The organism is Mycolicibacterium hippocampi (assembly GCF_010723735.1).
Lineage (GTDB): Bacteria > Actinomycetota > Actinomycetes > Mycobacteriales > Mycobacteriaceae > Mycobacterium > Mycobacterium hippocampi.
Window position 1 is genome coordinate 3387849 of the sequence record NZ_BLLB01000002.1, and the last position, 17296, is coordinate 3405144.

The window sequence follows — 17296 nt, forward strand, 5'->3', positions numbered from 1 at the left end:
CCTTAGGAGACCTGAGTCGAATGAGACGCATCCCTGGCGGCGCCTCCGCTACGCGGTTGTGCGCGGTGGCCCTGGCCTCCGGCATGGTCCTGACGACCCCCGGACTGGCCCAGGCGCAGCCTGCCAACCCGGACAGCCTTTCGACGTTGGTGACCGCCGTCGCCGACGTCAACCAGCAACTGCAGGATCTCGGTGCCGCGATCCAGACCCAGCAGGAGAGCGTCAACAAGGCGATCCTGGATGTGAAGACGGCGCGGGACGACGCCGCGGCCGCCCAGCAGGAGGTCGAGGCCAGCGCTCAGCGCGTCGCGGACGCCAACACCGCGATCGAGGCCGCCCAGCAGCGGTTCGACAAGTTCGCCGCCGCGATGTACGTCAGTGGCCCGTCGGGTTCGTATCTGAACGCGGCAGACCCCGTCGACATCCTCAACACCGCCGCCGCCGGTCAGACACTGTCCATCAGTTCCAAGCAGGTGATGGCCAACCTGCAGCGGGCGCGTACCGAGCAGGTCAACAAGGAGTCGGCAGCCAGGCAGGCCAAGCAACAGGCCGACGACGCGGTCAAGGCCGCCGAGTCCAGCCAGCAGACCGCGGTGACCGCACTGACCGACGTCCAGCAGACCTTCAAGGCCCAGCAGGTCGAGCTCGACCGGCTCGCCGCCGAGCGGGCGACGGCCCAGGCCAAGTTGAAGGAGGCGCGCGCGGTGGCCGCTCCCACCGGCCGGGCCACCGCAGGTGCCGAGGCGCCTGCGGCCGCGCCCAGCGGCAAGCCCGACCCGGGTCGTGCCGCTGCGGACTGGGACGTCGACCCCAGCACCGGAAACCGCGAGACCGCCTGGGACATGACCCTGCCCCAGATCCCGAGCGCCTTCGTCAGCGGCGACCCGATCCAGATCATCAACGCGGTGATCAAGATCATCACGACGTCGCTGGAGGTCACCGCCAGCCTCGGCCGCAAGTTCCTGCAGAGCATCGGGTTGCTGCCGACCGAGACCGGCATCACCAACGGCGCCATCCCGGCGGTGGCCGGTCCGCAGGCCACCGAGTTGGTGATCCGACGCGGCATGTCACAGCTGGGGGTGCCCTACTCGTGGGGCGGCGGCAACGCCGCAGGACCCAGCCGCGGCATCGACCGGGGCGCAGGCACCGTCGGGTTCGACTGCTCGGGGCTGATGCTCTACATGTTCGCCGGTGTCGGCATCAAGCTCGACCACTACTCGGGCTCGCAGTACAACGCCGGCCGCAAGATCCCGTCGTCGCAGATGCGCCGCGGGGACATGATCTTCTACGGGCCCAACGCCAGCCAGCACGTGGCGATGTACCTCGGCAACGGGCAGATGCTCGAGGCGCCCTACACCGGATCGGTGGTCAAGGTCTCGCCGGTGCGCACCAGCGGCATGACCCCGTACGTCACCCGAATGATCGAGTGGTGATCACACTGCGCCGCCTGGTTCTCGTCCTGCTCACCGCCGGCGCGTTGCTGTTGGCGCCGGTCGCCCCGGCGTCCGCGCAGCCCGCGGCCGGCCAGTGGGATCCGACGCTGCCCAAGATCCTCAGCGCGGGAGCGCCGGGTGATCCGTTGTCCATCGCCAACGCGTCGCTCGCCGCGACCGCACAGGCCACCCAGGTCACGATGAACCTGGGCCGCAAGTTCCTGCAGAGCATCGGTCTGGCGCCCGCGGACGCGCCTGCCGGCGTCGCGCCGGGAATGGTGCGGGGTCCGGCAGCCGTCGAGTACGTCATCCGCCGCGGCGGCTCCCAGATCGGCACTCCGTACTCCTGGGGTGGCGGCAAGCCGAACGGACCGAGCACCGGCGTCGACTCCGGGGCCAACACCGTCGGCTACGACTGCTCCGGTTTCACCCAGTTCTCCTTCGCCGGGGTCGGGGTGCTGATCCCCAAGTACTCCGGAGACCAGTACAACGCCGGCCGCAAGGTCCCGGTGAACCAGGCCAAGCGCGGAGATCTGCTGTTCTGGGGTCCCGGTGGCACCCAGCACGTGGCCATCTACCTCGGTGGCGGCAAGATGCTCGAATCGGCGAGCAGCGTGGGCAGCGTGAGTGTGAACCCGCTGCGCACCGCGGGACTGCAGCCGTATGCCGTCCGCGTCATCGAATCCTGAGTGTGGCCTGAGTTAAACCTGAGCACCACTGGTGAATACCGGCGCGCAGCGCCTCTCACCCCGGGCAGCGTCGACGGATACAGAAGCAACTGGAATAGTTGACGACGAGCGCGCGGCCACAACCGGCCGGCGCCGCACAGACCACCATGTACTGCGCATGTGGAAGGAACGTTGATGACCTCACCGAGTGGGCCGCCTCAGGGCGCTGGAGGATATCCCGGGCAGGCGCCGGCACAGGGCTACTCCGCGGGTGCTCACGCCGCTCCGAACTCCAACGGTGGGCTGCAACACGAGGTGCACACCCTCGAGCGGGCGATCTTCGAGGTGAAGCGGATCATCGTCGGCCAGGACCTGCTGGTCGAGCGGATGCTGGTCGGGCTGCTGGCCAAGGGCCATGTGCTACTCGAAGGCGTGCCCGGCGTGGCCAAGACACTGGCGGTCGAGACGTTCGCCAAGGTGGTCGGCGGCACCTTCGCCCGTATCCAGTTCACCCCTGACCTGGTGCCCACCGACATCGTCGGCACCCGGATCTACCGTGCGGGCAAGGAGGAGTTCGACATCGAACTCGGCCCGGTGGTGGTCAACTTCCTGCTCGCCGACGAGATCAACCGCGCCCCGGCCAAGGTGCAGTCCGCACTGCTGGAGGTGATGGCCGAGCGCAAGATCTCGATCGGCGGCAAGACCTTCCCGCTGCCCAGCCCCTTCCTCGTGATGGCGACCCAGAACCCGATCGAGCAGGAAGGCGTCTACCAGCTACCCGAGGCGCAGCGCGACCGCTTCCTGTTCAAGCTCAACGTCGACTACCCGTCGCCGGAGGAAGAGCGCGAGATCATCTACCGGATGGGCGTCAAGCCGCCGGAGGCCAAGGCGATCCTGTCCACCCAGGACCTGCTGCGCCTGCAGGACGTCGCTGCGAACACGTTCGTCCACCACGCGCTGGTCGACTACGTCGTCCGTATCGTCACCGCCACCCGCGAGCCGGAGAAGTTCGGCATGCCCGACGCCAAGGCCTGGATCGCCTACGGCGCGTCACCCCGTGCCTCGCTGGGCATCATCGCCGCGTCCCGCGCGCTGGCGCTGATCCGCGGGCGCGACTACGTGATACCGCAGGACGTCGTCGAGGTCATCCCGGATGTGCTGCGGCACCGCCTGGTGCTGACCTACGACGCGCTCGCCGACGAGGTCTCCTCCGACACGGTCGTCAACCGCATCATGCAGACAGTCGCGCTGCCCCAGGTGAACGCCATCCCGCAGCAGGGTCATTCGGTCCCACCCGGGGTCCCGGCTGCGGCAGCCGCAGCCGGCGGCCGCTGACCCGGTAAGCGGCCCACTAAGTGACGTCTCCTCCCGATTCTCCAGGCGCCAAACCCTCCGGTCGCAGCGTCGATCTGCCCTCGCTGCAGCGCGGCGAGATCCGCGACCCGGCTTTGACGGCAGCGTTGCGCAAGCTCGAGCTGACCGTCCGGCGAAAGCTCGACGGGGTGCTGCACGGTGACCACCTCGGGCTGCTGCCCGGCCCGGGTTCCGAACCGGGGGAGTCGCGGATCTACCAGCCCGGCGATGACGTCCGCCGGATGGATTGGTCGGTGACGGCGCGCACCCAGGCGCCGCACGTGCGTCAGATGATCGCCGACCGCGAGTTGGAGACCTGGCTCGTCGTCGACGTGTCGGCCAGCCTGGACTTCGGCACCGCCGGTTGTGAGAAGCGCGACCTCGCCGTCGCGGCCGCGGCGTCGATCGCGTTCCTCAACAGCGGCGGCGGCAACAGGCTGGGCGCGATCATCTCCAACGGCGAGACCACCCGCCGGGTGGCCGCGCTGTCCGGCCGGGTGCACGAGCAGGAACTGCTGCGCGCGATCGCCACCACGCCGCGGGCGCCGGTCGGGGTCCGCGGCGATCTGGCCGCGGCGATCGACGCGCTGCGCAGGCCCGAGCGGCGCCGCGGCATGGTGGTGATCATCAGTGACTTCCTCGGTCCGGTCGACTGGATGCGCCCGCTGCGGGCCATCGCCGGCCGCCACGAGGTACTCGGCATCGAGGTCCTCGACCCCCGCGACGTCGAGTTGCCGGCCGTCGGCGATGTCGTCCTGCAGGACACCGAGACCGGGCGCACCCGCGAGTTCACCATCGACGAGCAGCTGCGGACCGACTTCGAGCAGGCCGCCGCCGCACACCGTGCCGAGGTGGCGCGCACGCTCCGGCGCTGCGGTGCGCCGTTGCTGTGCCTGCGCACCGACCGGGACTGGATCTCCGATGTGGTCAGGTTCGTCGCCGGTAGGCGGCGCGGCGCACTGGCCGGTCGATGAACAGCGCACCGACACGCGCGGTCACAAAAGAAACAACGAAATGACAAGTAGCACATGACTTTACCGTTCTTCGGGCCGATGTCGCTGTCCGGCTTCGAGCACCCGTGGTTCTTCCTGTTCTTCCTGGTGATCATCGGGCTGATCGCGCTCTACGTGGTCGTGCAGCTGTCCCGACACAGGCGGGTACTGCGGTTCGCGAACATGGAGCTGCTGGAAAGCGTGGCGCCGAAGCGGCCGAGTCGATGGCGCCACCTCCCTGCGACGCTGCTGATCCTGGCGTTGGTGTCGTTCACCGTCGCCATGTCCGGCCCGACACACGACGTCCGCATCCCGCGCAACCGTGCCGTGGTGATGCTGGTCGTCGACGTGTCACAGTCGATGCGTGCCACCGACGTCGCGCCCAACCGGTTGGCTGCCGCGCAGGAGGCGGCCAAGCAGTTCGCCGACCAGCTCACCCCTGGCATCAACCTCGGACTGATCTCCTATGCCGGCACCGCGACCGTGCTCGTCTCGCCGACCACCAACAGGGAGGCGACCAAGAACGCGATCGACAAGCTGCAGCTCGCCGACCGGACCGCGACCGGCGAGGGCATCTTCACGGCGCTGCAGGCGGTCGCCACGGTCGGGGCGGTCATCGGGGGTGGGGACGAACCCCCACCGGCGCGCATCGTGCTGATGTCCGACGGCAAGGAGACCGTGCCGTCCAACCCGGACAACCCCAAGGGTGCCTACACCGCGGCCCGGACCGCCGACGATCAGGGTGTGCCGATCTCGACGGTGTCCTTCGGGACGCCCTACGGCTATGTCGAGATCAACGACCAGCGTCAGCCGGTCCCGGTGGACGACGAGATGCTCAAGAGGATCGCCGACCTCTCCGGAGGAGAGGCGTTCACGGCATCGAGCCTCGAGCAGCTCAAGGAGGTGTTCACCAACCTTCAGGAGCAGATCGGCTACGAGACGATCAAGGGTGACGCCAGCGTGGGTTGGCTGCGGCTCGGTGCGTTGGTGCTCGCCGCGTCGGCCCTGGCCGCGTTGCTGATCAACCGGCGCCTACCCGACTAGAAATATCCCTGTGTCGCTGCTCCCACCTGCCGTATGGCGATTTCTTGTGAACGAGCGCCAGGCATTAGGTTGGCGGGCATGACTGCGGACGCTGCCACCGAAGAACCCGCCGACACCGCCGCTGAAACCACCGGCGCCCGCCCCGCATTCGTCGCCCGTTCGGTCCTGGTGACCGGCGGAAACCGGGGTATCGGCCTGGCGATCGCGCAGCGCCTCGCCGCCGACGGCCACAAGGTGGCCGTCACCCATCGTGGATCGGGGGCGCCCGACGGGCTGTTCGGTGTGCAGTGCGACGTCACCGACAGCGAGGCCGTCGACCGCGCCTTCAAAGAGGTCGAGGAGCATCAGGGGCCGGTCGAGGTGCTGGTGTCCAACGCCGGCATCTCCCAGGACGCCTTCCTGATCCGGATGACCGAGGAGCGCTTCGAGAACGTCATCGATGCCAACCTCACCGGGGCGTTCCGGGTGGCCCAGCGAGCGTCGCGCAGCATGCAGCGCAAACGTTTCGGCCGGATCATCTTCATCGGTTCGGTGTCCGGGATGTGGGGCATCGGCAACCAGGCCAACTATGCGGCCGCCAAGGCAGGCCTGATCGGTATGGCCCGCTCGATCTCGCGGGAGCTTTCCAAGGCCGGTGTCACCGCCAACGTCGTCGCGCCCGGCTATATCGACACCGAGATGACGCGCGCTCTCGACGAGCGGATCCAGGAGGGTGCGTTGGACTTCATCCCGGCGAAGCGCGTCGGCACCGCCGAGGAAGTCGCCGGCGCGGTCAGCTTCCTCGCGTCGGAGGACGCGAGCTACATCGCCGGTGCGGTGATCCCCGTCGACGGCGGCATGGGTATGGGCCACTAGAGCAGAACAGACAAGGTCTCTTCACCAGACAAGGACTCTCCACCAGACAAGGACTCTTCACAGTGAAACTTCTTCAAGGCAAGCGGATCCTCGTCACGGGGATCATCACCGATTCGTCGATCGCGTTCCACATCGCCAAGGTCGCCCAGGAAGCCGGCGCCGAGCTGGTGCTCACCGGGTTCGACCGGATGAAGCTGATCCAGCGCATCGCGGACCGGTTACCCAATCCGGCGCCGCTGCTGGAACTCGACGTCCAGAACGACAAACATCTCGACACCCTGGCGGACCGGGTGAGCGAGGTGATCGGTGAGGGCAACAAACTCGACGGGGTGGTGCACTCCATCGGGTTCATGCCGCAGACCGGGATGGGCATCAACCCGTTCTTCGACGCGCCTTACGAGGATGTCGCCAAAGGCATCCACATCTCGGCCTACTCCTACGCGTCGCTGGCCAAGGCGGTGTTGCCCATCATGAGCCCCGGTGGCGGCATCGTCGGCATGGACTTCGACCCCACCCGCGCGATGCCTGCATACAACTGGATGACGGTGGCCAAGAGCGCGCTGGAATCGGTCAACCGATTCGTCGCACGCGAGGCCGGACAGGTTGGGGTGCGATCGAATCTTGTTGCGGCAGGCCCGATCCGGACCCTGGCCATGAGTGCGATCGTCGGCGGCGCCCTCGGCGACGAGGCCGGGGCGCAGATGCAGCTCCTCGAAGAGGGGTGGGATCAGCGCGCGCCGCTGGGCTGGAACATGAAAGACCCGACACCGGTGGCCAAAACGGTGTGTGCCCTGCTGTCGGACTGGCTGCCGGCCACCACGGGCACCATCATCTTCGCCGACGGAGGGGCGAGCACCCAGCTCCTGTGATGGACTTTGACGCGCTGCTGCTGCTGTCGTTCGGTGGTCCGGAGGGGCCCGACCAGGTCATGCCGTTCCTCGAGAACGTCACCCGGGGCCGGGGCATCCCCCGGGAACGGCTGGCTGCTGTCGCCGAGCACTACCTGCACTTCGGTGGGGTGTCGCCGATCAACGGAATCAACCGCGAGCTGATCGTCGCGATCGAGGCGGAGCTGGCCCGCCGCGGGCTGGAGCTGCCCGTCTACTTCGGCAACCGCAACTGGGAGCCCTACGTCGAGGACACAGTCGCGCAGATGCGCGACAACGGCATTCGGCGTGCCGCGGTGTTCTCGACATCGGCCTGGGGCGGCTACTCCGGCTGCACGCAATACCAGGAAGACATCGCGCGCGCCCGGGCGTCGGCCGGTTCCGACGCACCTGAGTTGACCAAACTTCGCCAGTACTTCGATCACCCGCTGCTCGTCGAGATGTTCGCCGACGCCATCCGCGACGCCGCGGCGACCCTGCCCGAGGCGGTGCGCGCCGACGCCCGGCTCGTCTTCACCGCGCATTCGATCCCGTTGCGGGCTGCCTCGCGCTGCGGACCAGACCTTTACGAACGCCAGGTCGCCCACACCAGCGCGTTGGTCGCGGCAGCCGCGGGATACCCCGACTACGACCAGGTCTGGCAGTCTCGATCCGGACCGCCGCAGGTGCCATGGCTGGAACCCGACGTCGGTGACCACCTCGCCTCGCTGGCGCACACCGGCACCGAGGCGGTGATCGTCTGCCCGGTCGGTTTTGTCGCCGACCACATCGAGGTGGTCTGGGATCTCGACAGTGAACTCGCCGAACAGGCAGCCGACGCGGGGATCGCCTTCGCGCGGGCGACGACGCCGAACGCGCAGCCCCGGTTCGCGCGACTGGTGGTCGACCTGATGGACGAGATGCGTCTGGACCGGCCTGCGGCCAGGGCCCGGGGAAGCATCGGGGAGCGCGAGGTGCCGGGTTACGGGTGCAGCGTCAACGGCGCCCTGTGCACCCCGGCGTGCTCGGCCGAGCGCTAGTCGCGCCAGGCGGATCGAAGGATCGACGCGACCGCGGCCAGTCGAGCCGACCGGACCACCGAGGACAGCGGACGTAACGCATCGCTGGCGAGTTGGACCTCCGAGGAGCTCTGCAATCCGCTCGGGATCAGTCCGGCGCTGACGGCGATGATCGCGTCGACATGAGCCGCGTTCTCGAGAACCCGCACCGCCCGCGTGGGCGCATGGTCGGGGATCCGATGTGCCTGGGTGGATTCCAGCACCTGCTCGACCATCCTGCGCGGGTCGGCGACATCACCGCCCGGGGCTTCGGCGCGCAGCGCGCCGAGCGCATCGGCCGCCGCGCGCACCGCGTCGCGCAGTGCGTACTCCGCCGTGCCGAGGTCGAGGTCCTCGGGTAGCGGCAGCGCGGGCAGCGAGTACACCGTCCACGACAGCGCAGACAGTTCGGGTTCGAATTCGTACTCCTCGCCGTCGGGGGTGTCCGGGTACTCCAGGTCCGGGACCAGCCCGATCGCCGACTCCGGTGATCCGACCATGATCGCCTCACCGGCGGTGATGGCGTCGCGGCCGAACTGGGTGCCCGGCGGCAGCCCGCGGACGTCGCCGGGGACCGGCAACGCGAGCACGATCGAGGGCGGTGTCCCCGCCGGCCGTGCCGCCGTGCGCATCGTCTGCAGCAGAGACACCGCCCCCGCATCATCGAGATCGGGCCACGACAGGCCGGTGCGTTCGGCGGCCACCGAGTCATATGCTGTCACCGAATGCTTTGATGTCCATTGGGATAACGCATCCAGGACATCATCGGGCGCGGCGGCACCGGCGAGCCAGGCATTGGCCCACACCGACAGCGAAACACTGGGACACCACATGATGCAGGCAGTGTAGTTGTTGGGTCTGGTTGTTACCTGCTGACACCGTCGGCGCCGCGCTAGGCTCGTGTCATGCCCGTTCCGCTGATCTGGCTGATCGCAGCACTGGCCCTCGCCGGAGCCGAGGCGCTCACCGGTGATCTGTTCCTGCTCATGCTCAGCGGTGGGGCACTGGCCGCAGCCGGCTCCAGTTGGCTGCTCGCGTGGCCGGTCTGGGCCGACGGTCTGGTGTTCCTGCTGGTGTCGGTCCTGCTGCTGGTGGGGGTCCGCCCGGCGATCAAGCGGCGGGTGCAGTCGGGCAAGGGTCTTCTGGATCCCGCCAAAGCGCTGGAGGGCAAGAGCGCGCTGGTGCTCGACCGGGTGGCGCGCCACGAAGGTCAGGTCAAGCTTGACGGCGAGATCTGGACGGCGCGGCCCCACGTCGAGACCGACGTCTACGAAGCCGGTGACCAGGTGACCGTCGTGCAGATCGACGGGGCCACTGCGGTCGTCGCCAAGATCGTCTAGAGAAGGAGTCCGTTGTGGACGGTGCTGTCGCAGGGTTGGTCCTGCTGGCCGTTTTGGTGGTGTTCGCCGTGATCGTCGTGGCGAAATCGGTGGCGCTGGTACCCCAGGCCGAGGCCGCGGTGATCGAACGTCTGGGCCGCTACAGCAAGACAGTGTCGGGGCAGCTGACGCTGCTGTTGCCCTTCATCGACAAAATCCGGGCGCGGGTCGACCTGCGCGAGCGGGTGGTGTCGTTCCCCCCGCAGCCGGTGATCACCGAGGACAACCTGACCGTGAACATCGACACGGTCGTCTATTTCCAGGTCACCAACCCGCAGGCGGCGGTCTACCAGATCAGCAACTACATCGTCGGCGTCGAGCAACTGACCACCACCACACTGCGCAACGTGGTGGGCGGTATGACCCTGGAACAGACTCTGACCTCCCGTGACTCGATCAACGGCCAGTTGCGCGGGGTGCTCGACGAGGCCACCAACCGATGGGGTCTGCGGGTGGCCCGCGTCGAGCTACGCAGCATCGACCCGCCGCCGTCGATCCAGGACTCGATGGAGAAGCAGATGCGCGCCGACCGGGAGAAGCGCGCAATGATCCTGACCGCCGAGGGCCACCGGGAAGCGTCCATCAAGCAGGCGGAAGGGCAGAAGCAGTCCCAGATCCTGGCGGCCGAAGGTGCCAAGCAGGCCGCGATCCTCACCGCCGAAGCCGACCGGCAATCGCGCATGTTGCGGGCCCAGGGTGAGCGTGCCGCCTCCTACCTGCAGGCCCAAGGCGAGGCCAAGGCGATCGAGAAGACCTTCGCCGCCATCAAGGCCGGCCGCCCCACCCCGGAGCTGCTGGCCTACCAGTACCTGCAGACGTTGCCGCAGATGGCCCAAGGCGAGGCGAACAAGGTGTGGCTGGTGCCCAGCGATTTCGGTACCGCGCTGCAGGGTTTCACCAAGCTGCTGGGCGCACCGGGCGAGGACGGGGTGTTCCGCTACACGCCGTCGCCGGTCGAGGAGAACCTGCCGAAGCCGGAGGACGACTCGGCAGAGGTGGCCGACTGGTTCAACACCCAGACCGATCCGGAGATCGCCCAGGCCGTCGCCGAGGCGGTGGCCGAGGCACGCACCCCGGTGGCCGGTCTCGACGGGCCACGCCAGTATCCGCCGCTCACGCAGCAGTCGCAGCCGGACGTGACCGACTACTCCCGACAACAGGCACCGCCGCCCCGTCAAGGCAGCTCGGATCAATGAGTGCGCTGACCTCCACACGGACGTATGCGGTGCTGGCGGCAGTTCAGGCCGGCGACGCCGTCGCGTGTGCCGTGCCCATCGCGCCGATCGAGAAGGCGTTCGACGATGTGGGCCTGGCGCCGGAGCTGCGCCCGATCATCCCGTTCGTGAAGGCGGCTGCTGCCGTCGGCCTGGTATCGGTGTACCGGTTTCCGGCGCTGGCCCGTCTGACGACGTTCATGCTGACGGTCTATTTCGTGCTGGCCGTGGGGTCCCACATCAGGGCCAGGGACTGGAGCCCCGGGATGGCGGCGGCGTCGTCGTTCCTCGCGCTGTACGCCACGATGACGGCGAAGGGCCCCTCGGTCAGCCGGCGCTGATCGCCGGCTCGGTCGGTTCGACCGGCTCGTCGGGCCGGACCTCGGGTCCGCGGTTGCGGCGGTCTGTCCGGATTTCGTAGATCAGCCCGGCGACGCCGATGCTCGCGGTGCACAACGAGACCACGAACAGCAGGGGACTGACGTTGCCGGTGAGGGCGTCACCGAGGATGACGACGGCCGCAGTGCCAGGTAGCAGACCCGCCGACGTCGCCAGCGTGTAGGGCACCGCGCGTACCGCCGATGAGCCGGCCGCGTAGTTCAGCACGGAGAACGGGACGACCGGGATCATCCGGACCGACAACACCGTCGGCCAGCCGCGGTCGGCGAGCCTGCTGTTCACCGCCTCCAGGCGTGGGTGGGTCACCAATCTGTCCAGCTGCCAGCCTGCCGCCCGCACGAGCAGCAGTGCGATGACCGCGCTGACGGTGCTCGCGAGCACGGCCAACGGCACCCCCAGATACGGGCCGAACAGCAGACCCGCCGACAGTGTGAACACGGTGCGCGGGAACGGGAACACCGTGACGACGATGTGCGCGCCCAGGAAGGCCAGCGGGAACCACGGACCCACCGAAGTGGCCCAGTCCCGCAGTTGCACGGCGGTCGGCAGCGGCACCAGCGCCGCGATTGCGACGAGGATCACAATCGCGGTGAGGATGGCGGCGAACCGGCGAGGAGGAAACGTCCTCAGCGTGGTGAGCACCGCCGCACGGACGGTGCGCAGCGTGCTGACGACGGAGTTCACGTCTTCCAAGAGTACGGGGCGAGGCGTCGAACCGGCGCTCGGACAGGCCCTGCGCCCGTCTTCCCCGGCCGGACCGGGGCACGCCGGCGTGATGCCCATCATTTAGCCTGATGGCTGTGCAGAAACCCAGCGCCGGCACTGCCGGGGGCGTAGTGGATTCCGATCTCGACCGATGGCGGTCCGCCGTGGCGGGTGTGCTGGCGAAGACAACACGGCGTGATCCTGCCGATCTGCCCGCCGAACCGGAGCGGCTGCTGGACTCGCCCACCTACGACGGGTTCCCGATCCGGCCGCTGTACACCAGCGCCGACGAGCTGACCGAGCCGGAACTGCCGGGCCGGTGGCCGTTTGTCCGCGGTGGCGACGCGCTGCGCGACGTGAAGTCCGGCTGGAAGGTCGCCGAGGTCTTCCCCGCCGACAGTGCCACCACGGATGCCACCGTGGACGCCACCGCAGACAACGGCAACGGCTCGCTGCTGCTCGGGCTGACCGAGGGGGTGAGCGCGCTGGTGCTGCGCGTCGGTGAGGTCGACGGCGTTGTCCGTCCTGCAGACCTGGACCGGTTGCTCGACGGTGTCTTTCTCGACCTCGTCCCCGTGGTGCTCGACGTCACCGGCGACGGGCCGACCTACCGCGCCGCGGCCGACGCGCTCCTGGACCTGCTGACCGGACTCGACGACGACCAGCGGTCCCGGTTGTCGGTGGATCTCGGCGCCGACCCGCTCACCGCGATATGGGCCGGCCGGCCGGCGCCCGGCCTCGACGACGTGATCGCGACCGCGGAGAAGGTCGCCGGGTACGACGGGCACGTGCGGACCATCACGGTGGACGGTCCGGTCTTCCACAACCTCGGTGCCAATGCCTCGTGGGAGCTCGGTGCGGCCGTCGCCGCCGGGGTGGCCTATCTGCGAGAGCTGGTCGACGCGGGTCTGTCCGCGGCCACAGCGTTGCGCCAGATCAGCTTCCGGTTCGCCGCCGATGACGACCAGTTCACCACCATCGCGAAACTGCGTGCCGCCCGGCAACTCTGGGCGCGGGTCGCCGACGTCGTCGGGGAGCCGCACGCCGGTGCGGCGACCGTGCATGCGAGCACGTCGTTGGCGATGATGGCGCAGCGGGATCCCTGGGTGAACATGTTGCGCACCACGGTCGCGGCCTTCTCGGCGGGCGTCGGCGGGGCCGACACCGTGCTGGTGCACCCGTTCGATGTGGCGATCCCCGGTGGGTTTCCCGGCACCGCGCGCAGCTTCGCGCGGCGCATCGCCCGCAACACGCAGCTGCTGCTGCTCGAGGAGTCCCACATCGGCCGGGTGCTCGACCCCGCGGGCGGATCGTGGTTCGTCGAGGATCTCACCGCCCGGCTCGCCGAGCAGGCCTGGGCACACTTCCAGGAGATCGAGGCCCAGGGCGGTTTCGCGTCAGCCGGTGAACACCTCACCGGGCGCATCGCGGAGATCGCCGAGCGTCGGGCCGGGGACATCTCGCACCGGCGCACGGCGCTGACCGGCGTCAACGAATACCCGAACCTGGCGGAAGTTCCGCTGCCGCAGGGTGATCCGCTGCCCTCGGTGCGGCGGTACGCCGAAGGGTTCGAAGCGTTGCGGAACCGCTCGGACGTCCACCTCGAGAAGACCGGCGCCCGCCCGAGCGTGCTGCTGCTACCGGTGGGACCGCTGGCCGAGCACAACATCCGAACGACTTTCATCTCGAATCTGCTGGCCTCCGGGGGAATCGAGGCGGTCAACCCCGGGCCGCTGGAGGCCGCCGGTGTCGACCAGGCGGTGCGGGATGTCGACGGCGCCGAGATCGCCGTCATCTGCGGCACCGACCGCCGGTACGCGAACGAGGCGTCGGCGGTGGTCGAGGCCGCACGGCAGGCCGGCGTGCGCCACCTACTGCTGGCCGGACCGGAGAAGGCGGTCGCAGACGCCGACTCGAAACCCGACGGCTACCTGACCGCGAAGATCGATGCGGTCGCGACGCTCTCGGACCTGCTGACCCGATTGGGGGCATGACATGACCGCATCTGATGTCGCCGGCAACCCGGCTCCGGTATCCGATGTCGCCGGCAACCCGGCTCCGGTATCCGATGTCGCCGCCATCGGCAGCTTCGCCGACGTCCCGCTGCACGGTGAGCGCACGCCGACGGCGCCGACGTCGGCCGATGTCGCCGAACAGGTTTCGGCTGCCGCCGCGGCGCACGGGTACACCGCCGATCAGCTCGACTGGGCCACCCCGGAGGGCATCGACGTCAAACCGGTGTACATCGCCGCCGATCGCGACGAGATCGTGGGACAGGGCTATCCGCTGGGCAGCCTGCCCGGGGAGCCGCCGTTCGTGCGCGGCCCCTACCCGACGATGTACGTCAACCAGCCCTGGACGATCCGGCAGTACGCCGGGTTCTCCACCGCCGCGGAATCCAACGCGTTCTACCGCCGCAACCTGGCCGCTGGGCAGAAGGGCCTGTCGGTGGCCTTCGATCTGGCGACCCACCGGGGCTACGACTCGGATCACCCACGGGTGGCCGGGGACGTCGGCATGGCGGGCGTGGCGATCGACTCCATTCTCGACATGCGCCAGCTGTTCGACGGGATCGACCTGTCGGCGGTGAGCGTGTCCATGACGATGAACGGTGCGGTGCTGCCGATTCTGGCGTTGTACGTCGCGGCCGCCGAGGAGCAGGGCGTGCCGCCGGAGAAGTTGGCCGGGACCATCCAGAACGACATCCTCAAAGAGTTCATGGTCCGCAACACCTACATCTATCCGCCGAAGCCGTCGATGCGGATCATCTCCGACATCTTCGGCTACACCAGCGTGAAGATGCCCAAGTACAACTCGATCTCGATCTCCGGCTACCACATCCAGGAGGCCGGTGCTACTGCGGACCTCGAGCTCGGCTACACGCTGGCCGACGGGGTCGAGTACCTCAAGGCAGGGCTGGACGCCGGGCTGGACATCGACAAGTTCGCGCCGCGGCTGTCCTTCTTCTGGGGCATCGGCATGAACTTCTTCATGGAGGTCGCCAAGCTGCGTGCGGGCCGGCTGCTGTGGAGCGAGCTCGTCGCGCAGTTCGACCCCAAGAACCCCAAATCGCGGTCGCTACGCACGCATTCGCAGACCTCCGGTTGGTCGCTGACCGCACAGGACGCGTTCAACAACGTCGCACGGACCTGTGTCGAAGCGATGGCTGCCACCCAGGGCCACACCCAGTCGCTGCACACCAACGCGCTTGACGAGGCGCTGGCACTGCCGACCGACTTCTCAGCGCGCATCGCACGCAACACCCAGCTGCTGCTGCAGCAGGAGTCCGGAACCACGCGGCCCATCGACCCGTGGGGCGGCTCGTACTACGTCGAGTGGCTGACCCATCAGCTGGCGACACGTGCCCGCGCACACATCGAGGAGGTCGCCGCGCACGGCGGCATGGCCCAGGCCATCGACGCCGGAATTCCCAAGCTGCGCATCGAGGAAGCCGCCGCGCGCACCCAGGCGCGCATCGACTCCGGTCAGCAGACGGTGATCGGCGTGAACCGTTACCAGGTCGACGAGGATCACGAGATCGAGGTCCTCAAGGTCGAGAACAGCCGGGTCCGGGCCGAGCAGATCGCCAAGCTCGAACGGCTGCGCGCTGATCGCGACGACACCGCGACGCAGGCCGCGCTGGCCGAACTGACCCGGGCGGCAGGTGAGACCGGCGTCTCGGGAGCCGATGGGCTGGGCAACAACCTGTTGGCCCTGGCGATCGACGCGGCGCGGGCCAAGGCGACGGTCGGGGAGATCTCCGCCGCGCTGGAGAAGGTCTACGGCAGGCACCAGGCCGAGATCCGGACCATCGCCGGGGTGTACCGAGACGAGGTGGGCATGGCCAGCAATGTCAGCAGCGCCACCGAGCTGGTGGAGAAGTTCGCCGAGGCCGACGGCCGCCGGCCCCGCATCCTGGTCGCCAAGATGGGGCAGGACGGCCACGACCGCGGGCAGAAAGTGATCGCGACGGCGTTCGCCGACATCGGCTTCGACGTCGACGTGGGCTCGTTGTTCTCCACGCCCGACGAGGTGGCGCGCCAGGCTGCCGACAACGACGTGCACGTCGTCGGGGTGTCCTCGCTGGCGGCCGGCCACCTGACCCTGGTCCCCGCACTGCGGGATGCGCTCGCCGAGGTGGGCAGACCGGACATCATGATCGTGGTCGGGGGAGTGATCCCGCCCGGCGACTTCGACGAGCTCTATGCAGCGGGAGCCACGGCCATCTTCCCCCCGGGCACCGTCATCGCCGACGCGGCGATCGGCTTGCTGGGCAAGTTGGCCGAACGCCTCGGCTACACGCTGAACTAGATGAGCCCATCCGCCGGTGAGCTGGCCGCGGCAGTCCGCGAGGGTGACCGCTCGGCGTTGGCCAGGGCGATCACCCTGGTCGAGTCCACCCGCGCCGATCACCGCCAGAAGGCGCAGGAGTTGCTCCTGGAGCTGATGCCGCAAGCGGGCAGTGCCGTGCACGTGGGCATCACCGGTGTGCCCGGGGTGGGCAAGTCGACCAGCATCGAGGCGCTCGGCATGTACCTGATCGAGCAGGGGCACCGGGTCGCGGTTCTGGCGGTGGACCCGTCGTCGACCCGCACCGGCGGCTCGATCCTGGGCGACAAGACCCGGATGGCGCGCCTGGCGGTACACGACGACGCCTACATCCGGCCGTCGCCGACGTCCGGAACACTCGGCGGTGTCGCCAAGGCGACCCGCGAGACCATCGTGTTGCTGGAGGCCGCAGGCTATGACGTCATCCTCGTCGAGACGGTGGGCGTCGGCCAGTCCGAGGTGGCGGTTGCCAACATGGTGGACACGTTCGTGTTCCTCACGCTGGCCCGCACGGGCGATCAACTGCAGGGAATCAAGAAGGGCGTGCTCGAACTCGCCGACATCGTCGTCGTCAACAAGGCAGACGGTGAACACGCCGTGGAGGCCAAGGCTGCAGCCCGGGAGCTCGCCGGCGCTATCCGCCTGATCTACCCTCGCGAAACACTCTGGCGCCCACCGGTCCTGACCTTGAGCGCGCTGCACGGCACCGGGCTGACCGAGCTCTGGGACACGGTGCTCAAGCACCGTGAGGTGCTCACCGAAGCGGGCGAGTTCGACGCCCGGCGGCGGCAACAGCAGGTGGATTGGACCTGGTCGATGGTGCGTGACACGGTGCTGGATCGGGTGCTGTCGAGCCCGGGAGTACGCCGGATCCGGGCCGATGTCGAGCGCCAGGTGCGCGACGGCGAGCTCACTCCGGCGCTTGCTGCACAGCAGATCATCGACGCCGCCGAGCAGCCACCGGCTCCCCGGAATTAACGAATCGATAACTCCTGGGTTCT

General features: G+C 68.6%; 16 protein-coding genes. 14 read left to right on the forward strand and 2 right to left on the reverse strand.

What is annotated here, in order from left to right:
* Positions 1-20 precede the first annotated feature (20 nt).
* From ripA to G6N53_RS17475, 8 genes are all read left to right on the forward strand, one after another.
* Positions 21-1433, forward strand: a complete 1413-nt coding sequence (gene ripA, locus G6N53_RS17440) for an NlpC/P60 family peptidoglycan endopeptidase RipA (protein WP_163890422.1) — start codon at positions 21-23, stop codon at positions 1431-1433.
* On the forward strand, positions 1433-2122 hold the full coding sequence (ripB, locus tag G6N53_RS17445; RefSeq protein WP_205390573.1) for an NlpC/P60 family peptidoglycan endopeptidase RipB: 690 nt from the start codon (positions 1433-1435) through the stop codon (positions 2120-2122). The genes ripA and ripB overlap by 1 nt, the downstream gene beginning before the upstream one ends.
* Before the next feature lie 174 nt (positions 2123-2296).
* On the forward strand, positions 2297-3436 hold the full coding sequence (gene moxR1, locus G6N53_RS17450) for a chaperone MoxR1 (protein ID WP_163890424.1): 1140 nt from the start codon (positions 2297-2299) through the stop codon (positions 3434-3436).
* Positions 3437-3456: 20 nt separating this feature from the next.
* A complete protein-coding gene (locus G6N53_RS17455; protein WP_371870834.1) occupies positions 3457-4428 on the forward strand; it encodes a DUF58 domain-containing protein in 972 nt (323 codons plus the stop codon).
* 54 nt (positions 4429-4482) lie between these two features.
* Complete coding sequence (locus G6N53_RS17460; protein WP_163890426.1) at positions 4483-5490, forward strand: VWA domain-containing protein; 1008 nt, start codon at positions 4483-4485, stop codon at positions 5488-5490.
* A gap of 78 nt (positions 5491-5568) precedes the next feature.
* A complete protein-coding gene (fabG1, locus tag G6N53_RS17465) occupies positions 5569-6345 on the forward strand; it encodes a 3-oxoacyl-ACP reductase FabG1 (protein ID WP_163890428.1) in 777 nt (258 codons plus the stop codon).
* Positions 6346-6407: 62 nt separating this feature from the next.
* On the forward strand, positions 6408-7214 hold the full coding sequence (gene inhA, locus G6N53_RS17470; RefSeq protein ID WP_163890430.1) for an NADH-dependent enoyl-ACP reductase InhA: 807 nt from the start codon (positions 6408-6410) through the stop codon (positions 7212-7214).
* A complete protein-coding gene (locus G6N53_RS17475; RefSeq protein WP_163890432.1) occupies positions 7214-8251 on the forward strand; it encodes a ferrochelatase in 1038 nt (345 codons plus the stop codon). Before inhA ends, G6N53_RS17475 begins: the two co-directional genes overlap by 1 nt.
* On the opposite strand, the gene G6N53_RS17480 is transcribed toward G6N53_RS17475, so the two are convergent.
* The gene (locus G6N53_RS17480) at positions 8248-9102 is read right to left on the reverse strand and encodes an Rv1486c family protein (protein ID WP_163890434.1); all 855 of its coding nucleotides are present in this window, start codon (positions 9100-9102) and stop codon (positions 8248-8250) included. The genes G6N53_RS17475 and G6N53_RS17480 overlap by 4 nt on opposite strands.
* A gap of 72 nt (positions 9103-9174) precedes the next feature.
* Here G6N53_RS17480 and G6N53_RS17485 point away from each other — a divergent pair, with 72 nt between their 5' ends.
* Genes G6N53_RS17485 through G6N53_RS17495 form a run of 3 tightly spaced genes read left to right on the forward strand, consistent with a single transcriptional unit; the run spans position 9175 to position 11203 of the window.
* Positions 9175-9609 carry an NfeD family protein gene (locus G6N53_RS17485; protein WP_163890436.1) on the forward strand — a complete coding sequence of 145 codons (435 nt, stop codon included), beginning with the start codon at positions 9175-9177 and terminating at the stop codon, positions 9607-9609.
* Positions 9610-9623: 14 nt separating this feature from the next.
* Positions 9624-10844 carry an SPFH domain-containing protein gene (locus tag G6N53_RS17490; protein ID WP_163890438.1) on the forward strand — a complete coding sequence of 407 codons (1221 nt, stop codon included), beginning with the start codon at positions 9624-9626 and terminating at the stop codon, positions 10842-10844.
* Positions 10841-11203: a DoxX family protein gene (locus G6N53_RS17495; RefSeq protein WP_163890440.1), complete on the forward strand. Its 363-nt coding sequence runs from the start codon at positions 10841-10843 to the stop codon at positions 11201-11203. Before G6N53_RS17490 ends, G6N53_RS17495 begins: the two co-directional genes overlap by 4 nt.
* Here the strand turns inward: G6N53_RS17495 and G6N53_RS17500 are convergent.
* Positions 11190-11945 (reverse strand): TVP38/TMEM64 family protein, encoded by a 756-nt coding sequence (locus G6N53_RS17500; RefSeq protein ID WP_163890442.1) that lies wholly within the window; start codon positions 11943-11945, stop codon positions 11190-11192. The genes G6N53_RS17495 and G6N53_RS17500 overlap by 14 nt on opposite strands.
* Before the next feature lie 110 nt (positions 11946-12055).
* On the opposite strand from G6N53_RS17500, the gene mutA reads away from it, so the two are divergent.
* The 3 genes from mutA to meaB are packed head-to-tail and all read left to right on the forward strand — an operon-like array spanning position 12056 to position 17273.
* Positions 12056-13960 (forward strand): methylmalonyl-CoA mutase small subunit, encoded by a 1905-nt coding sequence (mutA, locus tag G6N53_RS17505; protein WP_163890444.1) that lies wholly within the window; start codon positions 12056-12058, stop codon positions 13958-13960.
* Position 13961: 1 nt separating this feature from the next.
* Entirely contained in the window at positions 13962-16277 is a 2316-nt protein-coding gene (scpA, locus tag G6N53_RS17510; protein ID WP_237166558.1) for a methylmalonyl-CoA mutase, read from the forward strand.
* The gene (gene meaB, locus G6N53_RS17515) at positions 16278-17273 is read left to right on the forward strand and encodes a methylmalonyl Co-A mutase-associated GTPase MeaB (RefSeq protein WP_163890446.1); all 996 of its coding nucleotides are present in this window, start codon (positions 16278-16280) and stop codon (positions 17271-17273) included.
* Positions 17274-17296: the final 23 nt, after the last annotated feature.